Origin of the sequence: Peribacillus sp. TH14, from assembly GCF_016651145.1 — a bacterium.
Classification (GTDB): Bacteria; Bacillota; Bacilli; order Bacillales; family DSM-1321; genus Peribacillus; species Peribacillus butanolivorans.
Genome location: NZ_JAEKEK010000001.1, coordinates 3,914,517 through 3,935,901 on the forward strand (window position 1 = coordinate 3,914,517; position 21,385 = coordinate 3,935,901).

Below are 21,385 nucleotides of genomic sequence, written 5' to 3' on the forward strand. Positions count from 1 at the left end.
AAGTATTCACAAGGTATAAGGCCCTATAGAACCGCCCCTCTCAAAGATCAAGGGACGAATAAATGGAGGACTAATCCTTGCAAATACTTTATGAATGATGAATCGCAGGAAAGAAGTATCCTGTGTACATATAAAATTCAACAGAGGATGGACATAATCCTCTGAAAAAAGCACATTATTTATGTTTTTATCATACAGAATAAATCCAAAAACCTCTAGTAAATCTCCTCACTACGGATAAAATAAAATAGTTCTATTTAACAAAGGGCATACTACGTAGCGGAGGTGTTTGATATGTCTTCTAATGAAAAAGGACAAAATCAACAGGAAAATAGAATCATGTTAATCAACAATGTATTAGCTATCGGTTTTGTTGGAGGGCTCCTTGCCAGTTTTGCCGGAATAATAGCACATTATTTTAATTTTATGGAGTTTAGCCCCAAATTTATACTTACTTCTTGGTCGAATATGACATGGATCGATCGCTGGCTTGGTACGGTGATGACCATGCTCGTCTTCGGAATTCTGTCCGTGGGGATTGCTTTAATATACTATGGACTTTTTAGAAAAATGAAAAGTATTCTTTCAGGTGTTTTTTTTGGTGCGGTTTGCTGGGCTTTGCTGATATTTGTCTTAAAACCGATGTTCTCTGATTTGCCATCCTTTTCGGAAATGTCGTCAAAGTCCATTATAACCAGTATCTGTATTTTTATTTTATACGGTCTTTTTGTCGGATATTCTATTTCTTACGACCATCAGGAATATATTCGTCATAATAATAAAGGTGCTGAAAATCAGTCGAGAAGCTGAACGCCTGGGTTGTAAAAAAGTAGTAAGACAATTTGTAATTATGATAGAATGTTCATGGAAAGCATTCTTTTAATTATGAGCAGGTGTTTGATAATGACAAAAATCTTATTAATTAACGGTCCGAATTTAAATCGCTTAGGGAAACGTGAGCCTGCGCATTATGGGTCTTCGACGCTTTTGGATGTGGAAACTCTATTACAACAGCAGGCTCAAGGGTTAAATGTGGAAATCACTTGTTTTCAATCTAACCATGAAGGAGCGATTATCGATAAGCTCCATTGGTCAGAAGATCATGGGATAGACGGGATTATTATTAATCCAGGAGCATTTACTCATTATAGCTATGCGATTCGCGATGCAATTGCCGGAATTGATGTTCCAGTTGTGGAAGTACATATTTCGAACATCCATGCCCGTGAAAGCTTTCGGCATGAATCAGTTACCGCACCGGTGTCGGCGGGACAGATTGTCGGCTTGGGGATACACGGATATGAATTGGCTTTGCAGGCGATTACAAAGATTGCAAAGGGGGAGAAATAAAATGAATAATCTGAAACGTTTAAGAGCCTCAATGGAAAAGGTGGGCATTGATGGTTTTTTGATTACCAGTACATATAACCGCCGATTCATGACCAATTTTACTGGAAGTGCCGGTGTTGTTTTAATTTCCCAAAAAGAAGCTAAATTCATTACTGATTTCAGATACGTAGAACAAGCGGGCAAGCAGGCAGCAGACTTTGAAATTGTTCAACACAAGGGGACAATTATTGAAGAAGTCGGTAAACAGGCTAAAGAGATGAATATAAGCATACTCGGCTTTGAGCAAGATCATCTGACTTTTGCGACATATAAAGCATACGAAAAGGTCATTGAAGGACAACTTTTGCCGGTGTCGGGAGTAATTGAGAATTTACGCTTGATAAAGACCTCATCAGAGATTAAGATATTAAAGGAAGCGGCTGCTATTGCTGATGCTGCCTTTACACATATTCTGGATTTTATGCGCCCAGGAATTTCAGAGCTGGATGTGTCCAATGAGCTTGAATTCTTTATGAGGAAACAAGGGGCCACCTCTTCTTCCTTTGATATTATTGTTGCTTCTGGGAAAAGATCTGCTCTTCCGCACGGAGTGGCTACGAATAAAATCATTGAAAAAGGCGATTTTGTCACATTAGATTATGGGGCGTACTATAACGGGTATGTGTCTGATATAACTCGGACATTAGCAGTTGGCCAGCCAAGTGAAGAACTTATTAATATTTATGACATTGTTTTAGAAGCGCAACTGCGTGGCATGGCCGGGATAAAACCTGGGATGACAGGCAGGGAAGCGGATGCACTAACTCGTAATTTAATTGAAGAAAAAGGATTTGGACAGTATTTTGGACATTCAACAGGACATGGAATTGGTCTTGAAGTTCATGAAGGTCCAGCATTATCCTTGAGGTCTGATATCATTCTAGAACCAGGTATGGCTGTTACCGTTGAGCCGGGTATTTATTTACCGGGAGTTGGCGGAGTACGGATTGAAGATGATACAATCGTTACAATAGAAGGTAACGAAGCACTTACACATTCATCAAAAGAGTTAATCATTCTGTAAACATGTACATGTAGGAGGACAATTTTATGATTTCTGTAAACGATTTTCGCACAGGTGTTACAATTGAAGTAGATAATGGAATTTGGCAGGTTATCGAGTTCCAACATGTTAAACCAGGTAAAGGCGCTGCCTTTGTACGTTCTAAGCTTCGTAATCTTCGTACAGGATCCATCCAAGAGAAAACATTCCGTGCGGGTGAAAAAGTGGCGAAAGCACATATTGAAAACCGCAAAATGCAGTACCTTTATGCAAGTGGAGACAGCCATGTCTTTATGGATAACGAAACTTACGACCAAATCGAGCTACCAGCTTCAAGTATTGAACGCGAATTAAAATTCCTAAAAGAAAATATGGAAGTGCATATTATGACTTTCCAAGCCGAAACACTTGGTGTCGAGCTTCCTAACACAGTTGAACTTGAAGTTGCAGAAACAGAGCCTGGTATTAAAGGCGATACATCTTCAGGTGGAACAAAATCAGCTGTACTTGAAACAGGCCTTTCAGTTCAAGTGCCATTCTTCATCAATCAAGGTGACAAATTATTGATCAATACAAACGAAGGTTCATACGTATCACGCGCATAATTAGAAGAAGTCCGAGATTATATCTCGGGCTCAGTTTGTAGACAAAAGGGGTTCGGAATGTTTTAATTCCGGACCCCTTTTGAAATTCCCTTTGAATTTTGCTCAAGATTAAGAGATTGGGCCTCTACGAGCCCACTTTATTAAGCCATTCTTGGACCTTGCCATGTCCAATTGGCTATCTTCTTTAAATTCATGGCAGCGAAAGTAAGCATCGCCTGCATCGACAATTTTTTAAGTCCCCTTAAAGTAGTCCAACGCATACCATGCTTTTCTTTTGCATCTGCGAATACACGCTCTATTGTTTCTTTACGTTTCGCATATATAGGTTTTACATCCTTGTGATGACGCAGATGATCTGCTTCTTCCATATAATTTTGCCAGATATGGCGTGTCACCACTTTTTGATGGTCTTTGCTTACTGTACACTTTGATAAAAATGAGCATGTCGCACAAGTGTGTTTGGGTGATTTGTACTCGCGATAGCCCTCTTTATTTGTTGTTGAGTACTTTAAAATCTCGCCCGATGGGCAGAGATAACAATCAAAATGTTCATCGTAAACATAGTCATGCTTGCGAAAGAACCCTTCTTTTGTTCGTGGACGTGTATAGGGTAAAGCTGGTGTGATTTCTTTCCCAAAAAGGTAGCTTGTAATGGCTGGTGTTTTGTAAGGCTGCATCTGCGGCAACAGCTTCAGGTTTTCCAACTTTCTCAATCACTTGTTCAACAAGAGGCTCTAAGATATGACTATCATGCGTATTTCCCGGTGTTACAATCGTCCCCAGCACAAAACCGTTGCGGTCCGCAGCCGCATGAAATGAATAGGCAAACTGTTTTGTTCGTTCATCTTTTACATAGTAGCCACTCTCAGGGTCAGTTGTACTTTCTTTAATTTCTTTGGTTTCTTCTTTATCAAATTTATCCGGTGGAAAAGGCTTCTTTCCATTGTTTTCACGATCTTGATTTATTTCTTCTTGAAGGCGTCCTTGATATGCTCGTGTTTCCTTACGAACGATTTTCTTTTCGAATTTTCGCTTATTCGCACTGGCTTTCACATGTGTTGAATCAACGAATACGTGCTCTGCACTTATTAACTTTCTTTCTGAAGCTGTCATTAAGATACGATAAAAAATCCGTTCAAACAGGTCTGTATCTTTAAAGCGACGCTCATAATTTTTCCCGAACGTTGAGAAGTGAGGTACTTTATCTTGGAAACCGTAACCTAAAAACCAACGGTAAGCCATATTCGTTTCAACTTCTTCAATCGTTTTACGCATCGAACGAATACCGAAGGTATATTGAATGAATGTCAATTTAACTAAAATAACTGGATCAATACTTGGGCGCCCTATCTCTGAATAAATATCTTTCACCAAGTCATAAATGAAAGTGAAGTCAATGGCTCCCTCAATTTTACGAACCAAATGGTTCGCTGGCACCAGTTGATCCAAAGTAATCATTTCAAGTTGATCTCGCTGAATAGAATTATGTTTCGAAAGCATCGTCATCACCTCAAGTTTTAATACTTCTATATTAAAACAAAAAGGACTGTAGGCAAAAGTGGTTATATCTAATTGTTAAAACAAAGTTGATTGGAACGGAAGGTGCGAGACTCCTGCGGGAAATGCGTGTCCAAGGGAGACCCCACAGGCGCAAAGGCGCCGAGGAGGCTCCCTGACCGCCCGCGGAAAGCGAGTGCCTGGAGTGGAAATCAACGTCGAATTTTTACAACCCCTCAAAAAAACTGTAGACAAACTCGATTTTCATCGAGTTTGTCTACAGTCTGAGTCCGAGATTATATCTCGGGCTTTTTTTTTGTCTTTTTTCATTCCTTTTTATGTATGACTTTTTCTATAGCTAGGGATTGAAGTAGCTAAGAAGTTCTCAAAAGGATTACTAAAAGGTCAGTTTCTTTATTAGCTTGTCATTATTACAGGATGATCGGCATATATTTTATTGAAAGTGGTGTATACAGGAGGATTGTCAAAATGGAAACGATTCTTTCTTTTTTACCGAAAAAATTATACGAGCAGCTCCGGGGTATGACACCGATGATGATTGAAAAAATGGAAGAGTTGAGAATTCGGATTGGAAGGCCTCTAGAGGTCATTGTAGGGGGGGACCCTTTCTTCTTTTCATATAAAGTGACCCATTCGGATGCCGAACAATTACTGAATCAAATAGGTCAATTTTCGTTATATACGCTTGAGGAAGAATTAAAGCGAGGATATATAACTATAGCAGGTGGACATCGGGTTGGTCTTGCAGGAAAGGTAATTCTTGAAAATGGGGCGGTCAAAGCGATAAGGGATATTTCTTCCTTCAATATTCGGATAGCACGCGAAAAAATAGGTGCAGCGGAACCGCTCACTTCTTATTTATATAATGGCGAATGGCAGCATACTTTGTTAATCGGTGCTCCACAAACAGGAAAAACGACGATATTACGTGATATTGCAAGGATGATATCTAGTGGAAATGAAAAAAGAGGTATTGCCCCTCAAAAGGTGGGAATTGTGGACGAGCGATCAGAAATTGCGGGAAGTGTTCATGGAGTACCACAGCTCGAATTTGGAACAAGGGTGGATGTGCTCGATGGATGTCCTAAAGCGGAAGGAATGATGATGATGATCCGTTCTATGTCTCCGGATGTGTTAGTCGTAGATGAAATTGGTCGCGCAGAGGATACACAAGCAGTACTAGAGGCCGTAAACGCCGGTATTAAACTCGTGATAACTACACATGGTCATACTTTGGATGAAATTAAAAAACGACCCTTTTTCGCCGAAATCTTAAGGCAAAACATTTTTGAACGGTTTATAGAATTGCAAAGAAGTAAATCTGGTAAGCGGAGCTACAATGTTCTCGACTCAGCGGGCCTCCCTTTATATTTGGGTGAAAGTGTGAATCCACATGTTTAAGTTAATAGGAGCGGCAATTATAATCTTAGCCACAACATGGGCAGGCTTTGAAGCTGCAAAAAAATTAAGTATGCGTCCTCGCCAACTGAGGCAGCTAAAAGTCGCCATGCAATCTCTGGAGGCTGAAATAATGTATGGTCATACACCGTTGAAAGAAGCGGCCCAGAAACTTTCCAAGCAGATGCCCAAACCTTTATCCTTATTTTTTGATACATTTGCGAATCGACTTGAATCAGGTGAAACCACTGTAAAAGATGCATGGGATGAAAGTTTGAAGAAAATATGGCAGTCCCTTGCCTTAAAGCAGGGAGAGTTCGAAATTCTTTCACAGTTTGGTGAGACCCTAGGAAAAAGTGATAAATATCATCAGCAAAAACAAATTATGCTAACGATGGCACACTTGGAACGGGAAGAGAGCGATGCACTAGACCGGCAGGGGAAATATGAAAAGATGATGAAAAGCCTTGGTTTTTTATCGGGATTATTACTAATCATTTTGCTGATGTAGGAATAAGTGGGGGGAATGAAAATGGGCATTGATGTGGACATCATATTTAAAATAGCTGGTGTTGGGCTGGTAGTGGCATTTCTTCACACGATACTCGATCAGGTTGGAAAGAAAGAATATGCCCAGTGGGTAACGCTTTTTGGATTTATTTATATTTTATTCATGGTAGCTTCTGTTGTAGAGGATTTATTCCAAAAAATTAAATCAGTATTCCTATTTCAGTAAGGGGGGATTCGCGATTGAAATCATAAAAATCGTGGGCATTGCCCTAGTTGCCACTTTTTTGGCCCTAATCGTCAAGGAGCAAAAACCTAATTTCGCTTTCCTGCTTGTCGTTTTTGTAGGTTGCTCCATTTTTCTTTTTTTAGCAGATAAAATATACGAAATCATTTTAATGTTAGAAAAAATTGCGGTAAATGCAAATGTAAATACCGTTTATTTGGAGACTATCTTGAAAATAATCGGAATCGCCTATATCGCTGAATTTGCCTCCCAAATTACAAAAGATGCAGGGCAGGGATCACTGGCTTCCAAAATAGAATTGAGCGGGAAAATCTTGATTCTGGCGATGGCAATTCCGATTTTAACCGTCATTATTGAAACGATTATACAGATGCTTCCAAGTTAATGGGCTATTCCTACTAGTCAATGAGGTGAAAGTATGAAGCAGCGGATGCCTTACTTATCCATTCTATTCGTTTTACTCTTTTTTTTGCATACATCTGTTGGACAAGCTGCCGAAAATGGTGAAAGTGGAGAAGTTGATCAAGAGCCAATTATGCAGTCTGAATTGGTACAAGCTCAAATAGAGAGACTCGGTGTTGATGAGCTCAAGAAATATTGGGATGACATTGTCACGGAGTATGGAGGGTTTTTACCTGAAAGTCAGAAAGGAAGTTTCATGGATTTTGTAAGCGGAGATAAGAAATTTTCATTTGATCAATGGATAAAAGGGATTATAAAGTTCGTTTTTCATGAACTGCTCGTGAACGGGAAGCTCCTAGGATCACTCATTTTATTGACCGTGTTCAGCATGTTCCTGCAAACTCTGCAGAATGCGTTCGAGCAAAGCTCGGTGAGTAAGGTCGCTTATGCAATCGTTTATATGGTATTAATCATTTTAGCCTTGAACAGCTTTCATGTGGCGATTGAATATACAAAAGATACGATAGATTTGATGATTTCTTTTTTAATGGCGCTCATCCCTTTGCTATTAGCTTTAATAGCAGCTTCTGGAGGACTTGTATCTGCAGCGTTCTTTCATCCTGTCTTAATGTTTTTAATGAATACCAGTGGCATCTTGATACAATATATCGTCCTACCATTATTATTCTTCGCAGCGATTTTAAGCATAGTCAGCACGCTGACCGAACATTATAAAGTGACTCAGCTGGCCCAATTGCTCCGCAACTTTGCTATCGGGATTCTGGGTGCTTTTATGACCATTTTTCTTGGTGTTATATCCGTTCAAGGAGCATCCTCTGCTGTTGCAGATGGAGTGACAATCAGGACGGCGAAATTTGTGACAGGCAACTTTATACCGGTAATAGGGCGCATGTTTACTGATGCAACCGATACGGTCATTAGTGCCTCCGTTCTTCTGAAAAATACAGTGGGTTTGTCAGGTGTCATTATCCTCCTGCTTATAACTACATTCCCAGCTATAAAAATCTTAATGATCTCCTTTGTCTATAAACTAGCGGCGAGTCTTTTGCAGCCGCTTGGTGGAGGGCCTGTAATAAAATGTCTCGACATTATAAGTAAAAGCATGATTTATATTTTTGCAGCATTGGCCATTGTCTCACTCATGTTCTTTTTAAGTATCACAGTAATTATAGCCTCTGGAAACATTACACTGATGGTTCGTTAGAAAGGAGGAGGGCTTGGTGAGTTTTTTAGCTGGCTGGGTATCCAATATTATCGTATTTGTATTGCTGGCTACTGTAATCGATATGCTCCTTCCCAATTCAGCTTTACAGAAATATGCCAAAATGGTAATCGGACTTTTACTGATTGCGATTATCATCACTCCTATATTGGGATTATTCAATAAGGATTTCGACGAAATTCTGTCAGCGGCTACAAGTGAATTTGAAGATCAGAAAAAAAAAGATTTAGGAAATTTGACAGAAATGAAGAAAAAAGAAATACAAGCTACCCAGGGTGCATATATTTTAAAACAAATGGCTGTTGAGTTACAGGCAGAAGTAGAAGAGGAGCTGATGGTGGATTATAACATGAAGATTAGTTCAATTGATGTAGGAGTCAAGAATGAGGAAGAACCAAGCATTAATGACTTGCAAAACATAACCATATCATTGGAAAAGGCAGAAGGGAAAGAAGACTCGGAGATAGAGGCAGTAGCGAAGGTTGATATTAATGCAGAGAGACCGTCTTCATCCAATGATGCCAATCTGGATGCTGTCAAAAGGTTTCTGGCAACAAGTTGGTCTGTCGATAAAGAGATCATTGAAATCGCCGGGGAAAGGAAGTGACTGAGTATTGAATAAAGACAAAGGTCCATTATCCTGGCTGCAAAAACTTGTAAATAAAGACCCTGACCAAAAAGAGCCTAAAGAAAAAAAACCTTCCCTGTATGTCTATGCTCTAATAGTTGTCCTTTTGGGAGCAGGAATTATGATGGCCGGGAATTTGTTAACCACCAACCAGACTGGACAAACATCCGAAGTAAAGACGGTATTCAATAATAAACAGGATGATGATGGAGATGTAGAAACATTCGGCCAGAAGAATAAATCCGAATTCAAGACGACAAAAGATTATGAAATATATCTTCAGAATGAAATGAAGGAAGCGCTTGAATCCATCGCGGGTGTCGATGATGTAAAAGTCGTAATCTACGTGGATGCATCCGAGAAAAAAGTTTATGAAAGAAATAAAGTCACTCAAAAACAAGTAACTGAAGAAACTGACCAGGAAGGCGGTAAAAGAACGGTTGAAGACACATCTGTTGATGAGCAGCTAGTCTTGATCAAAAGCGGTGAAAAAGAAGGACCAATCATTTCAGAAACAAAAAAACCTAGTGTACGAGGGGTCCTAGTGGTCGCTAAAGGGGCCGAAAATATTCAAATAAAGAAGTGGATTATCGAAGCTGTCACTCGCTCACTTGATGTACCAAGTCACCGGGTATCTGTTATGCCTAAAAAATAAGGGGGAAAATCTACATGTTATTAAAAAAACAAACCGTTTGGTTATTGACTATGCTAAGTCTGGTAGTGGTACTGTCTGTCTATTATTTAACCGCTCCTGAAGAAAATGCTGCTGATATGACAGCCACTGAACAGACAGAAAGTAAAACAGAGAGTAAAACGGAAAGCAAAACAGAAAGTAAAACAGAAAGTAAGGGAGAAACTAAGAGTGGTAAAGAGACCTCTTCTAAGAATGCTGCTGGTTCTTCTGTAACCATAGCATCAGGCGACGAGTTCGAATCATTAAGGATGCAGATTGAAGATGAACGGGCAAAGTTGAATGAAGAATTGACTGTGAAGATGGGCAATACAGAACTATCAGCTGAGGAAAGAGAAGATGCATATGCGAAAATCGAACAATTAAGCGAGACAAAAGTAAAGGAAAATATCATCGAAAACCTAATTGTGGCCATGGATTATAATGCCGCACTCGTACGAGTCGATGGAACGGATGTAAAAGTGAGTGTCAAAGCTGATAAACAAACAAAAACAGAGGCTAATAACATTATTCGCCTCGTACGTAAAGAAGTGGATGATGCTCAAAATGTAGTTGTGGATTTCCAACCAGAAAAGTAATCATATATTCTATAAAAAGAGCTGATACACAACAGTTTATAAATAAAAAAATTAGAAGGGTCCTCTTTTTTAGAAAAAAAGGACTTTTTTTTTGGTTTTTTATCAGTATAAAACATCTGGGAAACTTTGGGGGAAAAGGTTTTTTGGTGTAAATTGATTCCAGTAATTCGAATAGAAATAGTGATATTGAACCTTTCGTAATATTCTAGAAAAGTAATTAATGTAAATTTTTAGCTGATTTTCCTAGGTAATTTGGTAAAACAAGCTAGAAAACGCTTACAATTTTTAAATCGAAAAATATTCACAATCTTATAATAAAGGTGTAATATAGGAGTATAGATATCGAGTTGCAACTAATCTATCATTGAATTTTTATAAGCTAATATTGTATGATGTTAGAAGCTGGTCATAAACTTTTCAGTCCTCTAAAGATAACAATATTTTAAGAAAGTGAAATTTCTGTTATAATACAGACGAGGTATTTATTCAGTCAATCGCTTTCTGGTTTAGAAAGCGACTTCATTGTGAAGAATTGGACAAGGTATGGACAAGCTAAGTTAAAAGGTACATAAAATATTGCCTCAAAAAATTAATATCAAATTAGACAAGGGGTGCCACAAATGAAAGTGCAAGAAATTCGTGAAATTATTAAGCTAGTCGATCAATCTAACATCAGTGAATTCGTTTATGAAAATGAAGGAACAAAAATTAAACTAAAGAAACCTGAAACAGAATTAGTAGGACACCCAGCGGCTGCTCCAGAAGTTGTTCAAGCTAATGCAGCTGTTGAAGTTAAGCCTGTAGCAGCGCCTGCCCCTGCAGCGCCAAAAGCTGTTGAACCAGCTAAGCCAACTGTTGCTGTCACTGAGCAAGAAAATTTACATAAAATCACTTCTCCAATGGTTGGAACTTTCTACCAATCTCCATCTCCGGATGCTGCTGCATACGTGAAAGCAGGGGATAAAGTTACAGCAGATTCTATTGTTTGTATCGTAGAAGCTATGAAACTTTTCAATGAAATTGAGGCCGAAGTAAACGGTGAAATTGTAGAGGTTCTTGTAAAAGAAGGCCAACTTGTAGAATATGGTCAACCATTATTTTTAGTAAAGCCGGAATGAGGAGCTGTTTCTAAATGATCAAAAAGGTATTAATTGCCAATCGTGGGGAAATTGCAGTCCGAATTATCCGGGCATGCAAGGAATTAGGTATTGAAACTGTAGCGGTCTATTCAGAAGCCGACAAAGAAGCATTACATGTTCAAATTGCCGACGAAGCTTATTGCATCGGTCCTAAATTATCAAAAGACAGTTATTTAAATACAACGAACATTATCAGTACAGCCAAGAAAACAGGATCGGATGCTATTCACCCTGGTTATGGATTCCTTGCCGAAAATGCTGACTTTGCAGAGCTTTGCCGTGAATGTAATATCATATTCATCGGTCCTAGTCCCGAAGCAATAAATAAAATGGGGACAAAGGACGTAGCAAGGGAAACCATGCGCAAAGCTGGTGTACCGATTGTTCCTGGTTCTAAAGGAATTATTAAAGATACAGATGAGGGTGTAGTCCTTGCTAATGAAATGGGCTACCCTGTCATCATTAAAGCTACAGCCGGTGGCGGAGGTAAAGGTATCCGGGTCGCTAGAACGGAAGAAGATCTTATTAAAGGCATTAGCATTACGCAACAAGAAGCTGCTACAGCTTTTGGAAATCCAGGCGTGTATATTGAAAAATTCATCGAAGACTTCCGTCACGTTGAAATCCAAGTCATGGCTGATAATCATGGGAATGCAATCCATTTAGGAGAGCGTGATTGTTCGGTACAACGACGTTTGCAAAAACTGGTTGAAGAAACTCCTTCTCCTGCACTTGACGGTGAAATGCGTGCGGAAATGGGGCAGGCTGCAGTAACGGCTGCCCTTGCTGTTAACTACTCTGGTGCTGGTACAGTTGAATTTATTTATGACTATGTGAATAGAAGATACTATTTTATGGAAATGAATACACGTATCCAGGTTGAGCATCCAGTTACAGAAATGGTCACAGGTGTAGATTTGATTAAAGAACAAATCAAAGTTGCTTCAGGTGACAAACTTTCTCTTTCGCAAGAAGATGTTACATTTAACGGTTGGTCAATCGAATGCCGGATCAATGCCGAAAATCCAGAGAAAAACTTTATGCCTTCTGCCGGTAAAATTCAAATGTATTTACCGCCAGGTGGCTACGGAGTACGTGTTGATTCTGCAGCATATCCTGGGTATACGATACCGCCATATTACGATTCTATGATTGCTAAATTAATTGTCCATGCACCGACAAGGGAAGAGGCAATTGAGAAAATGAAACGTGCTCTAGGTGAGTTTGTCATTGAGGGAATCAATACTACAATTCCTTTCCATATTAAGTTACTTCAGCATGACCAATTTGTTTCTGGAGAATTTAATACCAAATTCCTTGAAATATATGACGTAATGAACTCATAATGTAAAGGAAGACAGGAGGTGCTTTGAATGAGTGAAATGGAAGGCCAATTACTCGAAATGAATGATTACAATAGTGGACTAGGCAGAGTGGAGATTGCGCCTGAGGTGATAGAGGTAATCGCGGGCATAGCTGCATCGGAAGTTGAAGGTGTCGCACATATGCGCGGGAATTTTGCTACTGGCGTAGTTGAAAAGCTTGGCAAAAAGAACCACGGTAAAGGTGTTAAAGTAGACTTAACTGGAGAAACAATTAAAGTCGAGCTTTATTGTGTCATGAAATTTGGTGTTTCTATTCCGAAAGTTGCGCAGGAAGTACAAGACAACATTCGTGAAGCTTTATTAAATATGACCGCTATCGACGCGGGCGAAGTGAACATTCATGTTGTCGGTATAGCATTTGAAAACGCAAAACAGGAAGCGGATTACGAACAAGAAGTGTAATTAGCATCATTCAACTTACACCTGCAAAAACCCGGCAATAGGCCGGGTTTTTGTTTTTTTATTTTTACCCCATCGATTACTTTCGTATAAAAAGCCTGCTTATAATATTACGTTAAATGAACATAATAAGGCGGTGTCTGGAAGTTTCCCTTTAATTCAAGGGTGATTTCTGTTAGAGTGTAAAAGATGAAATATGAGCATGAAAGCTAGGCAAGAGCTTTTTGACACTTTCGAAATGTATACATCTCTGTTGTGAATTAAACATATATAAGGTTTTCAATTTAACTTAAAAGCACCTTGGAAAAAATGTTATGAATAATAGGTGAGTGAGGGTATTTCGACCTTAATATTAGTGAAATTTAGCTAAACCTTGAAAAAATACAGCAAAAATCTTAATATTTTCGAAAAAAGTTATTTAATGTTCGTTTGTTCTAGCATTTTCATATATAATAGTAGATGTTAAAGGAGTAAGATTATGAAAAGAAGAGTAGCCCGTGAAAAATCCCTTCAAGCACTATATCAGATAGATATCGCCAAGTCAGATGCAGAAGAAGCAATGGAAAGCGTTCTGAATGGCGCTCCTACTGATGAATATTTCAAAAAATTAGTTACTGGGATTACGGAAAATCGTGAACAACTTGATGGAATGATCAGGGACAATTTAGAGAACTGGACGTTGGAAAGATTAGCGAACATTGATCGGAATTTACTGCGTATCGCGGTTTATGAAATGGTTCACAGTGAAGATGTTCCTGTAAGTGTTGCTATGAATGAAGCTATTGAAATTGCTAAGAAATTCGGTGATGATCAATCGAGCAGCTTTGTGAATGCTGTTTTATCCAAGGTTAAGGTGAAAATCGGTTAAAGCAGCTGCCCTTTAAAAAAGGGTAATCTCAGCAATTTCTTTAGCAAAATTAACTTGGGAGGAAATATTACACATGTCAGCTCAAATCATTAATGGTAAAGAAATTGCAGAGGCAGTTAGACAGGAAATCAGTAAGGAAGTTCAACAATTAAGTGAAAAAAATATCGTACCAGGTTTGGCAGTTATTTTAGTCGGTGACAATCAAGCTTCACAAACCTATGTGCGCAATAAGCAAAAAGCCTGTGAGGACTTAGGAATGCATTCTGTATTGATTAAAAAGCCTGCAGATTTAACTCAGGAGGAATTAATTCAGAACATTGATGAATTAAACCAGGATGATAGCATTCATGGTATTTTGGTGCAGCTACCATTGCCTGGACATATTCAGGAAAAAGCGATCATTGAAGCGATTTCCCCTGAAAAGGATGTTGATGGATTCCACCCGATTAATATTGGGCGAATGATGACAGGGCAGGATGCATTTTTACCATGTACGCCTTACGGGGTAATGGTAATGCTTGAGCATATTGGCTATGAACTTGAAGGTAAGCATGTGGTCATAGTAGGGAGAAGTAATATCGTTGGCAAACCGGCCGGACAACTGTTTTTAAATGCGGATGCAACAGTTACCTACTGTCATTCAAAAACAAAGGATCTTGCTTATTATACGAAGCAGGCTGATGTGGTTGTTGCAGCTGTCGGAAAAAGAGACACAATTACTAGTGACCATATTAAAGAAGGTGCAGTCGTCATTGATGTCGGAATGAACAGGAATGATGAAGGGAAGCTTTGCGGCGATGTGGCGTTTGAAGAAGTGAAAAATAAAGCTTCATACATTACTCCTGTTCCTAAAGGGGTTGGTCCCATGACGATCACAATGCTAATGAAGAATACAGTCAAATCTGCTCAAAAAACACTTAACTTGAACAAACAAGCACTAAAAAGTTAAAAAAATCGCTAAATTATTTTAAAGAAGCGGACCTCTTGTTTTATAATAACGAGAGACCGCTTTTTTTCTATTTATAGATTTACGAAAGTTTTAAGTGTAACCTATAGGTGAGCTTTCTTATATCCGATTCTTGTCGGAAGGAGACATTATATGAGCAACCAACAATATTTGAGTGTATCGGCTTTAACGAAGTACATTAAAAGGAAGTTTGATGCCGATCCTCATTTGCAAAATGTATACATAAAAGGTGAAATTTCCAATTTCAAACAACATACAAGTGGCCATATGTACTTTACTTTGAAAGACGAGAAGGCTCGCTTGCTTTCCGTTATGTTTGCTGCAAATAACAAAGGGATGAAATTCCTTCCCGAAAATGGGATGAAGGTACTTGTGAAGGGCGATATTTCATTATATGAAGCGAGTGGACAGTATCAGCTATATGTGAAAAGCATGGCTCCTGATGGTGTTGGAGACCTGTATCTTGCATATGAACAGTTAAAGAAAAAGCTAGAAGCAGCAGGCTTGTTTTTAGCAGAACATAAGAAGACGATTCCACTATACCCTAAATCTGTAGGGGTCATAACATCTCCAACAGGTGCTGCACTGAGGGATATTTTAACAACCATTAAGCGCCGTTATCCAATTGCTAAAATTATCGTTTATCCAGCTCTTGTTCAAGGGAATAATGCCGCTAAATCGATTGCCCAGGCGATCACGATGGCTAACTCGAGGGCTGAAAGCGATGTATTGATTGTCGGAAGGGGCGGCGGTTCCATTGAGGAGCTCTGGGCCTTTAATGAGGAGATAGTAGCTGAATCCATTTATGATTCGGATATTCCAATTATTTCAGCTGTTGGACACGAAACAGATTTTACAATTGCGGATTTTGTAGCAGATATGCGGGCACCGACTCCTACAGGGGCAGCGGAGCTTGCGGTTCCTCATCTGAATGAAATACTTGAACGGCTGATGAACCGTAAGAATCGTTTGACGCGTTCCATCCAGGAAACGGTGAATTTCGAACGTACCCGCTTGACTAGGATGGAAAGATCTTATGCCTTTCGCTATCCACACAAAATGTATGAGCAGAAACTCGAACAGCTTGACAAGACTTTGGACAGGTTAGGGAAGACAAGTACCCGGTATTTCATGAAAAAAAGGGATGAGCTAAATCAGGTGACCGATATTCTGAAAAAGCAACATCCTGAACAAGCTGTGAAAAATTCAAAAGATGATTTGCATCAGCAAGAAAAAGCATTACGTCGGGCCATGGAAGCCATTTATCGTCAAAAGTCACAGCAGTTTGTTCATATCACTGCAACTTTGTCTGCCCTCAGTCCATTAAAGATTATGGAACGGGGCTATGGGCTGGTTTTTGCTGAGGATGAAACATTAATAAAAAGTACACAGCAAGTATCCAAAGGGGATAAGATAGCTGTTTCAATAAAAGATGGAACCCTAGAATGTGAAATTAAAGAAATAAAGGAGCGAATTGAACCATGACAAAGAAACAAGAAGTTACATTTGAAGAAGCAATGGAGAATCTCGAAAAAATTGTAGAGCAGTTGGAAGAAGGGGACGTGCCTCTCGAAAAAGCGATTTCCATATATAAACAAGGGATGGATTTATCCCGACTTTGTCATTCGAAGTTGAAGACTGTTGAAGAACAATTGACTCAAATTTTACGCGAAGATGGGGAACTTGAAACCTTCGCTGTACAGGAGGAAGAATAATATGAGTACGGCGTCCTTTGAAACGTTTTCAAAAGAATATAAAGCTGTAATAGAGAGAGAAATCGTTGAATATGTAAATAAGCTTGAAGCTCCAGCTGTTGTCAAGGAAGCGATGACTTATTCATTGGAAGCAGGAGGTAAACGGATTCGTCCTTTATTGGTTTTTGCGGTTTTAGAGGCCTTCGGAAAAAATTTAAAGACAGGAATCCCAGCAGCGGCGGCCATTGAAATGATTCATACATATTCCTTGATTCATGATGACCTTCCAGCGATGGATGACGATGATCTACGACGTGGAAAACCTACGAATCATAAAGTCTTTGGTGAAGCGGTAGCTGTCCTGGCAGGGGATGCCTTGCTAACATACAGTTTTCAATTGGTGACGGATATGATTGATCCTGAGGTGACTGCGGAAATGAAGTTGAACTTAGTAAGTGAAATTGCTAAATCTGCTGGCGCTGAAGGGATGGTTGGAGGTCAAGTCGCCGATATGGAAGGTGAAAGTAAACAGTTGACCCTTAAAGAATTGGAATATATTCATGAACATAAAACGGGGAAGCTATTGACTGCAAGTATCATTTCAGGTGCCATATTAGCTGGAGCAAATAACGAACAGCACCAGCATTTACGTGATTTTGCATACCATCTGGGACTTGCTTTTCAAATTCGGGATGATATTCTGGATATTGAAGGATCAGTAGAGTTAATTGGCAAGCCAGTTGGCAGTGATGAAGGCAATCATAAAAGCACATATCCTTCTTTACTTACGCTTGATGGGGCAAAGGAGAAGTTGGATTATCATATTAAACTTGCCCATAACGCTTTAGGAAAAACAAATTTACAAACAAGTTTATTAAACGAACTAACCAATTTAATTGCGACCCGTGACCATTGAGTGTGGCTAAATTTGTTATCAAATGAGGTTTTATGGTATACTCATTGTGCAAAAATATGTAAAGATAAAGATGAATTTTTTAGATAAGATACGTGATAAAATAGGTAAAAATAAGCCGCCGAAATCACCTGGGTGTTGGCGGCCATTTTTACCTTATAACGAATTTTTCGGTCAAGTCTTCTAAATAGCACTCTTTTTTGAGGCTTTGTTTATGCTTACAACCGAAAATGACAGAAAGTGAGTGGTCCAGTTTGGATCTTCTATCTATAAAAGACCCTTCTTTTTTGAAGAATATGAATAATGAAGAGCTTGTCGAATTAAGTGTAGAAATTCGTAAGTTTCTTGTAGAAAAATTATCGGTAACCGGTGGGCATATTGGGCCCAATTTAGGCGTAGTCGAATTGACAATAGCGTTGCATAAAGAATTCGATAGCCCGAAGGATAAAATATTATGGGATGTAGGACATCAATCATATGTTCATAAAATCCTGACTGGAAGAGCTGGAGAGTTTGATACTTTAAAGAAGTATAAAGGTCTTTGCGGGTTTCCTAAAATGATTGAAAGCCCTCATGATGTATGGGAAACCGGACACAGTTCTACTTCCCTTTCAGCTGCTATGGGAATGGCAGCTGCTCGTGATATTAAGGGAGAGAAAAGTTTTATTTTACCTGTAATTGGTGATGGAGCGCTTACAGGGGGAATGGCACTTGAAGCCTTGAATCACATCGGTGATGAAAAAAAGGACATGATTGTAATCTTAAATGATAACGAAATGTCAATTGCACCTAATGTCGGTGCTTTACACACGATATTGGGAAGATTACGGACAGCAGGTAAATATAATTGGGCAAAAGACGAGTTGGAACTGCTTTTGAAAAAAATCCCTGCAGTTGGCGGGAAACTTGCAGCTACTGCTGAACGCTTGAAGGACAGTATGAAGTATTTATTGGTCTCAGGGATCTTTTTTGAAGAACTAGGTTTCACATATCTTGGACCAGTGGATGGTCATAATTATGAAGAACTGTTAGAGAATTTAAGGTATGCCAAGAAAACAAAAGGACCAGTCCTGTTACATGTCATTACGAAAAAAGGTAAGGGGTATTCTCCCGCTGAGTTGGATACAACAGGGAATTGGCATGGGACAGGTCCATACAAGATTGAAACGGGTGATTTCGTTAAATCCCCTAGTAAAGGTCCTGCTTGGAGTGCACTTGTAAGTGATACTGTAAGCAGACTTGCACGCGAAGATGAACGAATTGTCGCGATTACACCTGCGATGCCTGTAGGTTCGAAATTGGTAGGGTTTTCTGAGGAATTTCCGGAACGTTTTTATGATGTGGGGATTGCCGAGCAGCATGCAGCAACTTTTGCTGCTGGATTGGCAACGCAGAAAATGAAACCATTTTTGGCGATTTACTCAACCTTCTTACAAAGAGCATATGACCAGGTAGTACATGATATCTGCCGCCAGAATTTGAATGTCTTTATTGGAATTGATAGGGCCGGCCTTGTCGGTTCTGATGGTGAAACACATCAAGGCGTTTTCGATATTGCGTTCTTACGCCATATTCCGAATATGGTTTTGATGATGCCAAAAGACGAAAATGAAGGTCAGCATATGGTAAATACAGCTTTAAACTATAATGATGGTCCGATTGCGATGCGCTTCCCGCGTGGAAATGGTTGGGGAGTTGTAATGGATACAGAATTACAGCAGATTCCTATCGGTTCATGGGAAGTCCTGAAAGAAGGAACAGATGCCGCCATTTTAACGTTCGGGACAACGATTCCTATGGCACTTGAAGCTGCAGCACTTCTGGAGAAAGAGGATTATTCTGTAAAAGTGATTAATGCTCGGTTCATAAAGCCACTGGATGTAAAAATGCTAAGTCGCCTTCTGGGTGAGAAAATGCCTATCTTAACAATAGAAGAAGCTGTCCTTCAAGGTGGCTTTGGTAGTTCTGTTCTTGAATATGCTCATGATCAAGGATTTTATGGTGCGATTATTGACCGAATGGGAATCCCTGACTATTTCATTGAACATGGAAGTGTTGACGAGCTACTTGAAGAAATAGGTTTAACGACTAAGACAGCTATGAAAAAGATTAAAATGATTACACCCAAAAAAGAAAAAAGGGCCTGACAATATGAAAGTAATGAAAGAAAGATTAGATGTATTACTAGTAGAACAAGGCTTAGCTGAAACGCGTGAAAAAGCTAAGCGTATGGTTATGGCAGGTCTTGTCTATGCAAATGAAGAGAGATACGAAAAGCCGGGAGAAAAAGTACCGGTTGATCTTGAATTAACGATTAAAGGGAAAGTAATGCCTTACGTTTCAAGAGGTGGCCTCAAACTAGAGAAGGCATTAAAAGAATTCGATTTACATGTGAATGGAAAAGTTCTCCTTGATATCGGTTCATCTACTGGAGGCTTTACTGATTGTGCTTTACAAAATGGTGCCGTCATGTCTTATGCGCTTGATGTAGGGTATAATCAACTAGCTTGGAAGCTTAGACAGGATGAAAGGGTTAAAGTAATGGAACGGACCAATTTCCGGTACGTCACTCCAGCCGATCTCGATGGGAAGATGCCAGACTTTGCAAGCATTGATGTTTCTTTTATCTCGCTCACGTTAATTTTACCGGTTCTAAAGACCTTGCTTGTACCCAAAAGCGACGTTGTAGCCCTAGTTAAACCGCAATTTGAAGCTGGGAAGGATCAAGTCGGCAAAAAGGGTATTGTTCGTGAACCCAAGATCCATAAAGAAGTGTTAAATAAAATAATTTCTTTTGCAAAAAAAGAAGGCTACGATATTAAGGATGCCTCCTTTTCTCCGATTACAGGTGGCGATGGAAATATTGAATTTTTGCTTCATTTATATTGGGAAGGGTCGAAAGTAGATGGAGACCTAATGCTCTCAAAAACGGTTGATGACATAGTTGGAGAAGCACATGCCCAGTTTAAAAAAGAATAAATAGAACTATGTATGGCTCCTTTAGCTGAATGGTTGGCTGAAGGAGCTTTTTCACTTTAGGAAGTGAAAGGCAAAAGGCCCTCGAATTATAGGGGGAGTTTACATTAAGAAATTTAAGAACAAAATATAGACATGTTATGTATTTTTGAGAAAAAGTTGTACAATTGCATAAAAATCCGATAACATTAATATTAGCGAGATCCTATAGCGTCAAATCTGTACGCAAGGGACGTTGTTAAAGGCAAGATAGATGTGTTTATAATGCGGAAGCAACGCCTGCTTGGCAGCTTGCTTAAACGCTTATATAACGGTTATTTACTAAATTAAATTAGCTACAGTCGAGAAGAGGTGCTTCTACTTATGAATAAGGGACAACGACATATAAAAATCAGGGAAATTATTACGAATAACGATATTGAAACTCAAGATGAGCTAGTTGAAGAACTGAAAATTGCTGGATACAATGTTACTCAGGCTACTGTATCAAGGGATATTAAAGAGCTCCACCTTGTTAAGGTCCCGTTAACAGACGGAAGGTATAAATACAGCTTACCAGCCGACCAACGCTTCAATCCACTTCAAAAATTAAAGAGAATGCTGATTGATGCTTTTGTTCGCATTGATGCGGCAAATAATTTGCTTGTTATGAAAATGCTCCCGGGAAATGCCCAGGCAATCTGTGCATTAATTGATAATTTAAATTGGCAAGAAATACTCGGAACAATCGGCGGCGATGACACATGTTTAATTATCTGCCGTTCTGAGGAAGATGCGAAGATCATTTCCGGCAAATTCTTGGACATGCTCTAATAATTTTGTGAGGTGACCTAGT

Annotated in this window: 23 protein-coding genes and 1 pseudogene; 23 read left to right on the top strand and 1 reads right to left on the bottom strand. The window is 39.2% G+C overall.

Features of this window, described 5'->3' with window-relative positions; translation table 11 throughout:
- Positions 1 to 294: 294 nt before the first annotated feature.
- The 4 genes from JFU50_RS19010 to efp all read left to right on the top strand — a co-directional run bounded on the left by JFU50_RS19010 (position 295) and on the right by efp (position 2,997).
- Positions 295 to 810 (top strand): YqhR family membrane protein, encoded by a 516-nt coding sequence (locus JFU50_RS19010; protein ID WP_201223663.1) that lies wholly within the window; start codon positions 295 to 297, stop codon positions 808 to 810.
- A 93-nt stretch (positions 811 to 903) separates the two neighbouring features.
- Positions 904 to 1,350, top strand: coding sequence for a type II 3-dehydroquinate dehydratase (gene aroQ, locus JFU50_RS19015; protein ID WP_056526000.1), 447 nt, complete (start codon positions 904 to 906; stop codon positions 1,348 to 1,350).
- A 1-nt stretch (position 1,351) separates the two neighbouring features.
- A complete protein-coding gene (locus tag JFU50_RS19020) occupies positions 1,352 to 2,413 on the top strand; it encodes a M24 family metallopeptidase (RefSeq protein ID WP_098176752.1) in 1,062 nt (353 codons plus the stop codon).
- A 26-nt stretch (positions 2,414 to 2,439) separates the two neighbouring features.
- Positions 2,440 to 2,997 (top strand): elongation factor P, encoded by a 558-nt coding sequence (efp, locus tag JFU50_RS19025; protein ID WP_034308328.1) that lies wholly within the window; start codon positions 2,440 to 2,442, stop codon positions 2,995 to 2,997.
- Positions 2,998 to 3,137: 140 nt separating this feature from the next.
- Here the strand turns inward: efp and JFU50_RS19030 are convergent.
- Positions 3,138 to 4,497: pseudogene (locus tag JFU50_RS19030) on the bottom strand (IS1182 family transposase).
- A gap of 486 nt (positions 4,498 to 4,983) precedes the next feature.
- Between JFU50_RS19030 and spoIIIAA the strand changes: the two are divergent.
- The 19 genes from spoIIIAA (at position 4,984) to ahrC (ending at position 21,363) form a co-directional block, all read left to right on the top strand.
- A complete protein-coding gene (gene spoIIIAA, locus JFU50_RS19035; RefSeq protein WP_201185774.1) occupies positions 4,984 to 5,916 on the top strand; it encodes a stage III sporulation protein AA in 933 nt (310 codons plus the stop codon).
- Entirely contained in the window at positions 5,909 to 6,424 is a 516-nt protein-coding gene (spoIIIAB, locus tag JFU50_RS19040) for a stage III sporulation protein SpoIIIAB (protein WP_201223664.1), read from the top strand. The genes spoIIIAA and spoIIIAB overlap by 8 nt, the downstream gene beginning before the upstream one ends.
- Positions 6,425 to 6,445: 21 nt before the next feature.
- On the top strand, positions 6,446 to 6,649 hold the full coding sequence (gene spoIIIAC / locus JFU50_RS19045) for a stage III sporulation protein AC (RefSeq protein WP_034308319.1): 204 nt from the start codon (positions 6,446 to 6,448) through the stop codon (positions 6,647 to 6,649).
- Positions 6,650 to 6,662: 13 nt separating this feature from the next.
- Positions 6,663 to 7,052, top strand: a complete 390-nt coding sequence (spoIIIAD, locus tag JFU50_RS19050; protein ID WP_098176754.1) for a stage III sporulation protein AD — start codon at positions 6,663 to 6,665, stop codon at positions 7,050 to 7,052.
- A 33-nt stretch (positions 7,053 to 7,085) separates the two neighbouring features.
- Complete coding sequence (spoIIIAE, locus tag JFU50_RS19055; protein WP_201185770.1) at positions 7,086 to 8,294, top strand: stage III sporulation protein AE; 1,209 nt, start codon at positions 7,086 to 7,088, stop codon at positions 8,292 to 8,294.
- Between the two features lie 16 nt (positions 8,295 to 8,310).
- Positions 8,311 to 8,919, top strand: a complete 609-nt coding sequence (gene spoIIIAF / locus JFU50_RS19060) for a stage III sporulation protein AF (protein ID WP_201185768.1) — start codon at positions 8,311 to 8,313, stop codon at positions 8,917 to 8,919.
- 7 nt (positions 8,920 to 8,926) lie between these two features.
- Positions 8,927 to 9,595 (top strand): stage III sporulation protein AG, encoded by a 669-nt coding sequence (gene spoIIIAG, locus JFU50_RS19065; protein WP_053346917.1) that lies wholly within the window; start codon positions 8,927 to 8,929, stop codon positions 9,593 to 9,595.
- Between the two features lie 14 nt (positions 9,596 to 9,609).
- Positions 9,610 to 10,209, top strand: a complete 600-nt coding sequence (locus JFU50_RS19070; protein WP_201185766.1) for a SpoIIIAH-like family protein — start codon at positions 9,610 to 9,612, stop codon at positions 10,207 to 10,209.
- Between the two features lie 620 nt (positions 10,210 to 10,829).
- Positions 10,830 to 11,327 carry an acetyl-CoA carboxylase biotin carboxyl carrier protein gene (gene accB, locus JFU50_RS19075; RefSeq protein WP_201223665.1) on the top strand — a complete coding sequence of 166 codons (498 nt, stop codon included), beginning with the start codon at positions 10,830 to 10,832 and terminating at the stop codon, positions 11,325 to 11,327.
- Positions 11,328 to 11,341: 14 nt separating this feature from the next.
- Entirely contained in the window at positions 11,342 to 12,694 is a 1,353-nt protein-coding gene (accC, locus tag JFU50_RS19080) for an acetyl-CoA carboxylase biotin carboxylase subunit (protein ID WP_201223667.1), read from the top strand.
- Positions 12,695 to 12,730: 36 nt separating this feature from the next.
- Positions 12,731 to 13,135 carry an Asp23/Gls24 family envelope stress response protein gene (locus JFU50_RS19085; protein WP_376106072.1) on the top strand — a complete coding sequence of 135 codons (405 nt, stop codon included), beginning with the start codon at positions 12,731 to 12,733 and terminating at the stop codon, positions 13,133 to 13,135.
- Between the two features lie 475 nt (positions 13,136 to 13,610).
- Positions 13,611 to 14,000, top strand: a complete 390-nt coding sequence (gene nusB, locus JFU50_RS19090) for a transcription antitermination factor NusB (protein ID WP_053346912.1) — start codon at positions 13,611 to 13,613, stop codon at positions 13,998 to 14,000.
- A gap of 73 nt (positions 14,001 to 14,073) precedes the next feature.
- Positions 14,074 to 14,949, top strand: coding sequence for a bifunctional methylenetetrahydrofolate dehydrogenase/methenyltetrahydrofolate cyclohydrolase FolD (gene folD / locus JFU50_RS19095; RefSeq protein WP_201185760.1), 876 nt, complete (start codon positions 14,074 to 14,076; stop codon positions 14,947 to 14,949).
- A 150-nt stretch (positions 14,950 to 15,099) separates the two neighbouring features.
- Positions 15,100 to 16,452 (top strand): exodeoxyribonuclease VII large subunit, encoded by a 1,353-nt coding sequence (xseA, locus tag JFU50_RS19100; RefSeq protein ID WP_190271226.1) that lies wholly within the window; start codon positions 15,100 to 15,102, stop codon positions 16,450 to 16,452.
- A complete protein-coding gene (locus JFU50_RS19105) occupies positions 16,449 to 16,682 on the top strand; it encodes an exodeoxyribonuclease VII small subunit (RefSeq protein ID WP_053346909.1) in 234 nt (77 codons plus the stop codon). The genes xseA and JFU50_RS19105 overlap by 4 nt, the downstream gene beginning before the upstream one ends.
- A gap of 1 nt (position 16,683) precedes the next feature.
- Positions 16,684 to 17,577, top strand: a complete 894-nt coding sequence (locus JFU50_RS19110; RefSeq protein ID WP_201185758.1) for a polyprenyl synthetase family protein — start codon at positions 16,684 to 16,686, stop codon at positions 17,575 to 17,577.
- 251 nt (positions 17,578 to 17,828) lie between these two features.
- On the top strand, positions 17,829 to 19,721 hold the full coding sequence (gene dxs, locus JFU50_RS19115) for a 1-deoxy-D-xylulose-5-phosphate synthase (RefSeq protein ID WP_053346907.1): 1,893 nt from the start codon (positions 17,829 to 17,831) through the stop codon (positions 19,719 to 19,721).
- 4 nt (positions 19,722 to 19,725) lie between these two features.
- On the top strand, positions 19,726 to 20,553 hold the full coding sequence (locus JFU50_RS19120; RefSeq protein WP_053346906.1) for a TlyA family RNA methyltransferase: 828 nt from the start codon (positions 19,726 to 19,728) through the stop codon (positions 20,551 to 20,553).
- A gap of 360 nt (positions 20,554 to 20,913) precedes the next feature.
- Complete coding sequence (gene ahrC, locus JFU50_RS19125; protein WP_053346905.1) at positions 20,914 to 21,363, top strand: transcriptional regulator AhrC/ArgR; 450 nt, start codon at positions 20,914 to 20,916, stop codon at positions 21,361 to 21,363.
- Positions 21,364 to 21,385: the final 22 nt, after the last annotated feature.

Bases quoted from the DNA above. Each gene is read 5' to 3' on its own strand.
- JFU50_RS19010 (WP_201223663.1), top strand. From the start codon at position 295: ATGTCTTCTAATGAAAAAGGACAAAATCAACAGGAAAATAGAATCATG.
- aroQ (WP_056526000.1), top strand. From the start codon at position 904: ATGACAAAAATCTTATTAATTAACGGTCCGAATTTAAATCGCTTAGGG.
- JFU50_RS19020 (WP_098176752.1), top strand. From the start codon at position 1,352: ATGAATAATCTGAAACGTTTAAGAGCCTCAATGGAAAAGGTGGGCATT.
- efp (WP_034308328.1), top strand. From the start codon at position 2,440: ATGATTTCTGTAAACGATTTTCGCACAGGTGTTACAATTGAAGTAGAT.
- spoIIIAA (WP_201185774.1), top strand. From the start codon at position 4,984: ATGGAAACGATTCTTTCTTTTTTACCGAAAAAATTATACGAGCAGCTC.
- spoIIIAB (WP_201223664.1), top strand. From the start codon at position 5,909: ATGTTTAAGTTAATAGGAGCGGCAATTATAATCTTAGCCACAACATGG.
- spoIIIAC (WP_034308319.1), top strand. From the start codon at position 6,446: ATGGGCATTGATGTGGACATCATATTTAAAATAGCTGGTGTTGGGCTG.
- spoIIIAE (WP_201185770.1), top strand. From the start codon at position 7,086: ATGAAGCAGCGGATGCCTTACTTATCCATTCTATTCGTTTTACTCTTT.
- JFU50_RS19070 (WP_201185766.1), top strand. From the start codon at position 9,610: ATGTTATTAAAAAAACAAACCGTTTGGTTATTGACTATGCTAAGTCTG.
- accB (WP_201223665.1), top strand. From the start codon at position 10,830: ATGAAAGTGCAAGAAATTCGTGAAATTATTAAGCTAGTCGATCAATCT.
- accC (WP_201223667.1), top strand. From the start codon at position 11,342: ATGATCAAAAAGGTATTAATTGCCAATCGTGGGGAAATTGCAGTCCGA.
- JFU50_RS19085 (WP_376106072.1), top strand. From the start codon at position 12,731: ATGGAAGGCCAATTACTCGAAATGAATGATTACAATAGTGGACTAGGC.
- nusB (WP_053346912.1), top strand. From the start codon at position 13,611: ATGAAAAGAAGAGTAGCCCGTGAAAAATCCCTTCAAGCACTATATCAG.
- folD (WP_201185760.1), top strand. From the start codon at position 14,074: ATGTCAGCTCAAATCATTAATGGTAAAGAAATTGCAGAGGCAGTTAGA.
- xseA (WP_190271226.1), top strand. From the start codon at position 15,100: ATGAGCAACCAACAATATTTGAGTGTATCGGCTTTAACGAAGTACATT.
- JFU50_RS19105 (WP_053346909.1), top strand. From the start codon at position 16,449: ATGACAAAGAAACAAGAAGTTACATTTGAAGAAGCAATGGAGAATCTC.
- JFU50_RS19110 (WP_201185758.1), top strand. From the start codon at position 16,684: ATGAGTACGGCGTCCTTTGAAACGTTTTCAAAAGAATATAAAGCTGTA.
- JFU50_RS19120 (WP_053346906.1), top strand. From the start codon at position 19,726: ATGAAAGTAATGAAAGAAAGATTAGATGTATTACTAGTAGAACAAGGC.
- ahrC (WP_053346905.1), top strand. From the start codon at position 20,914: ATGAATAAGGGACAACGACATATAAAAATCAGGGAAATTATTACGAAT.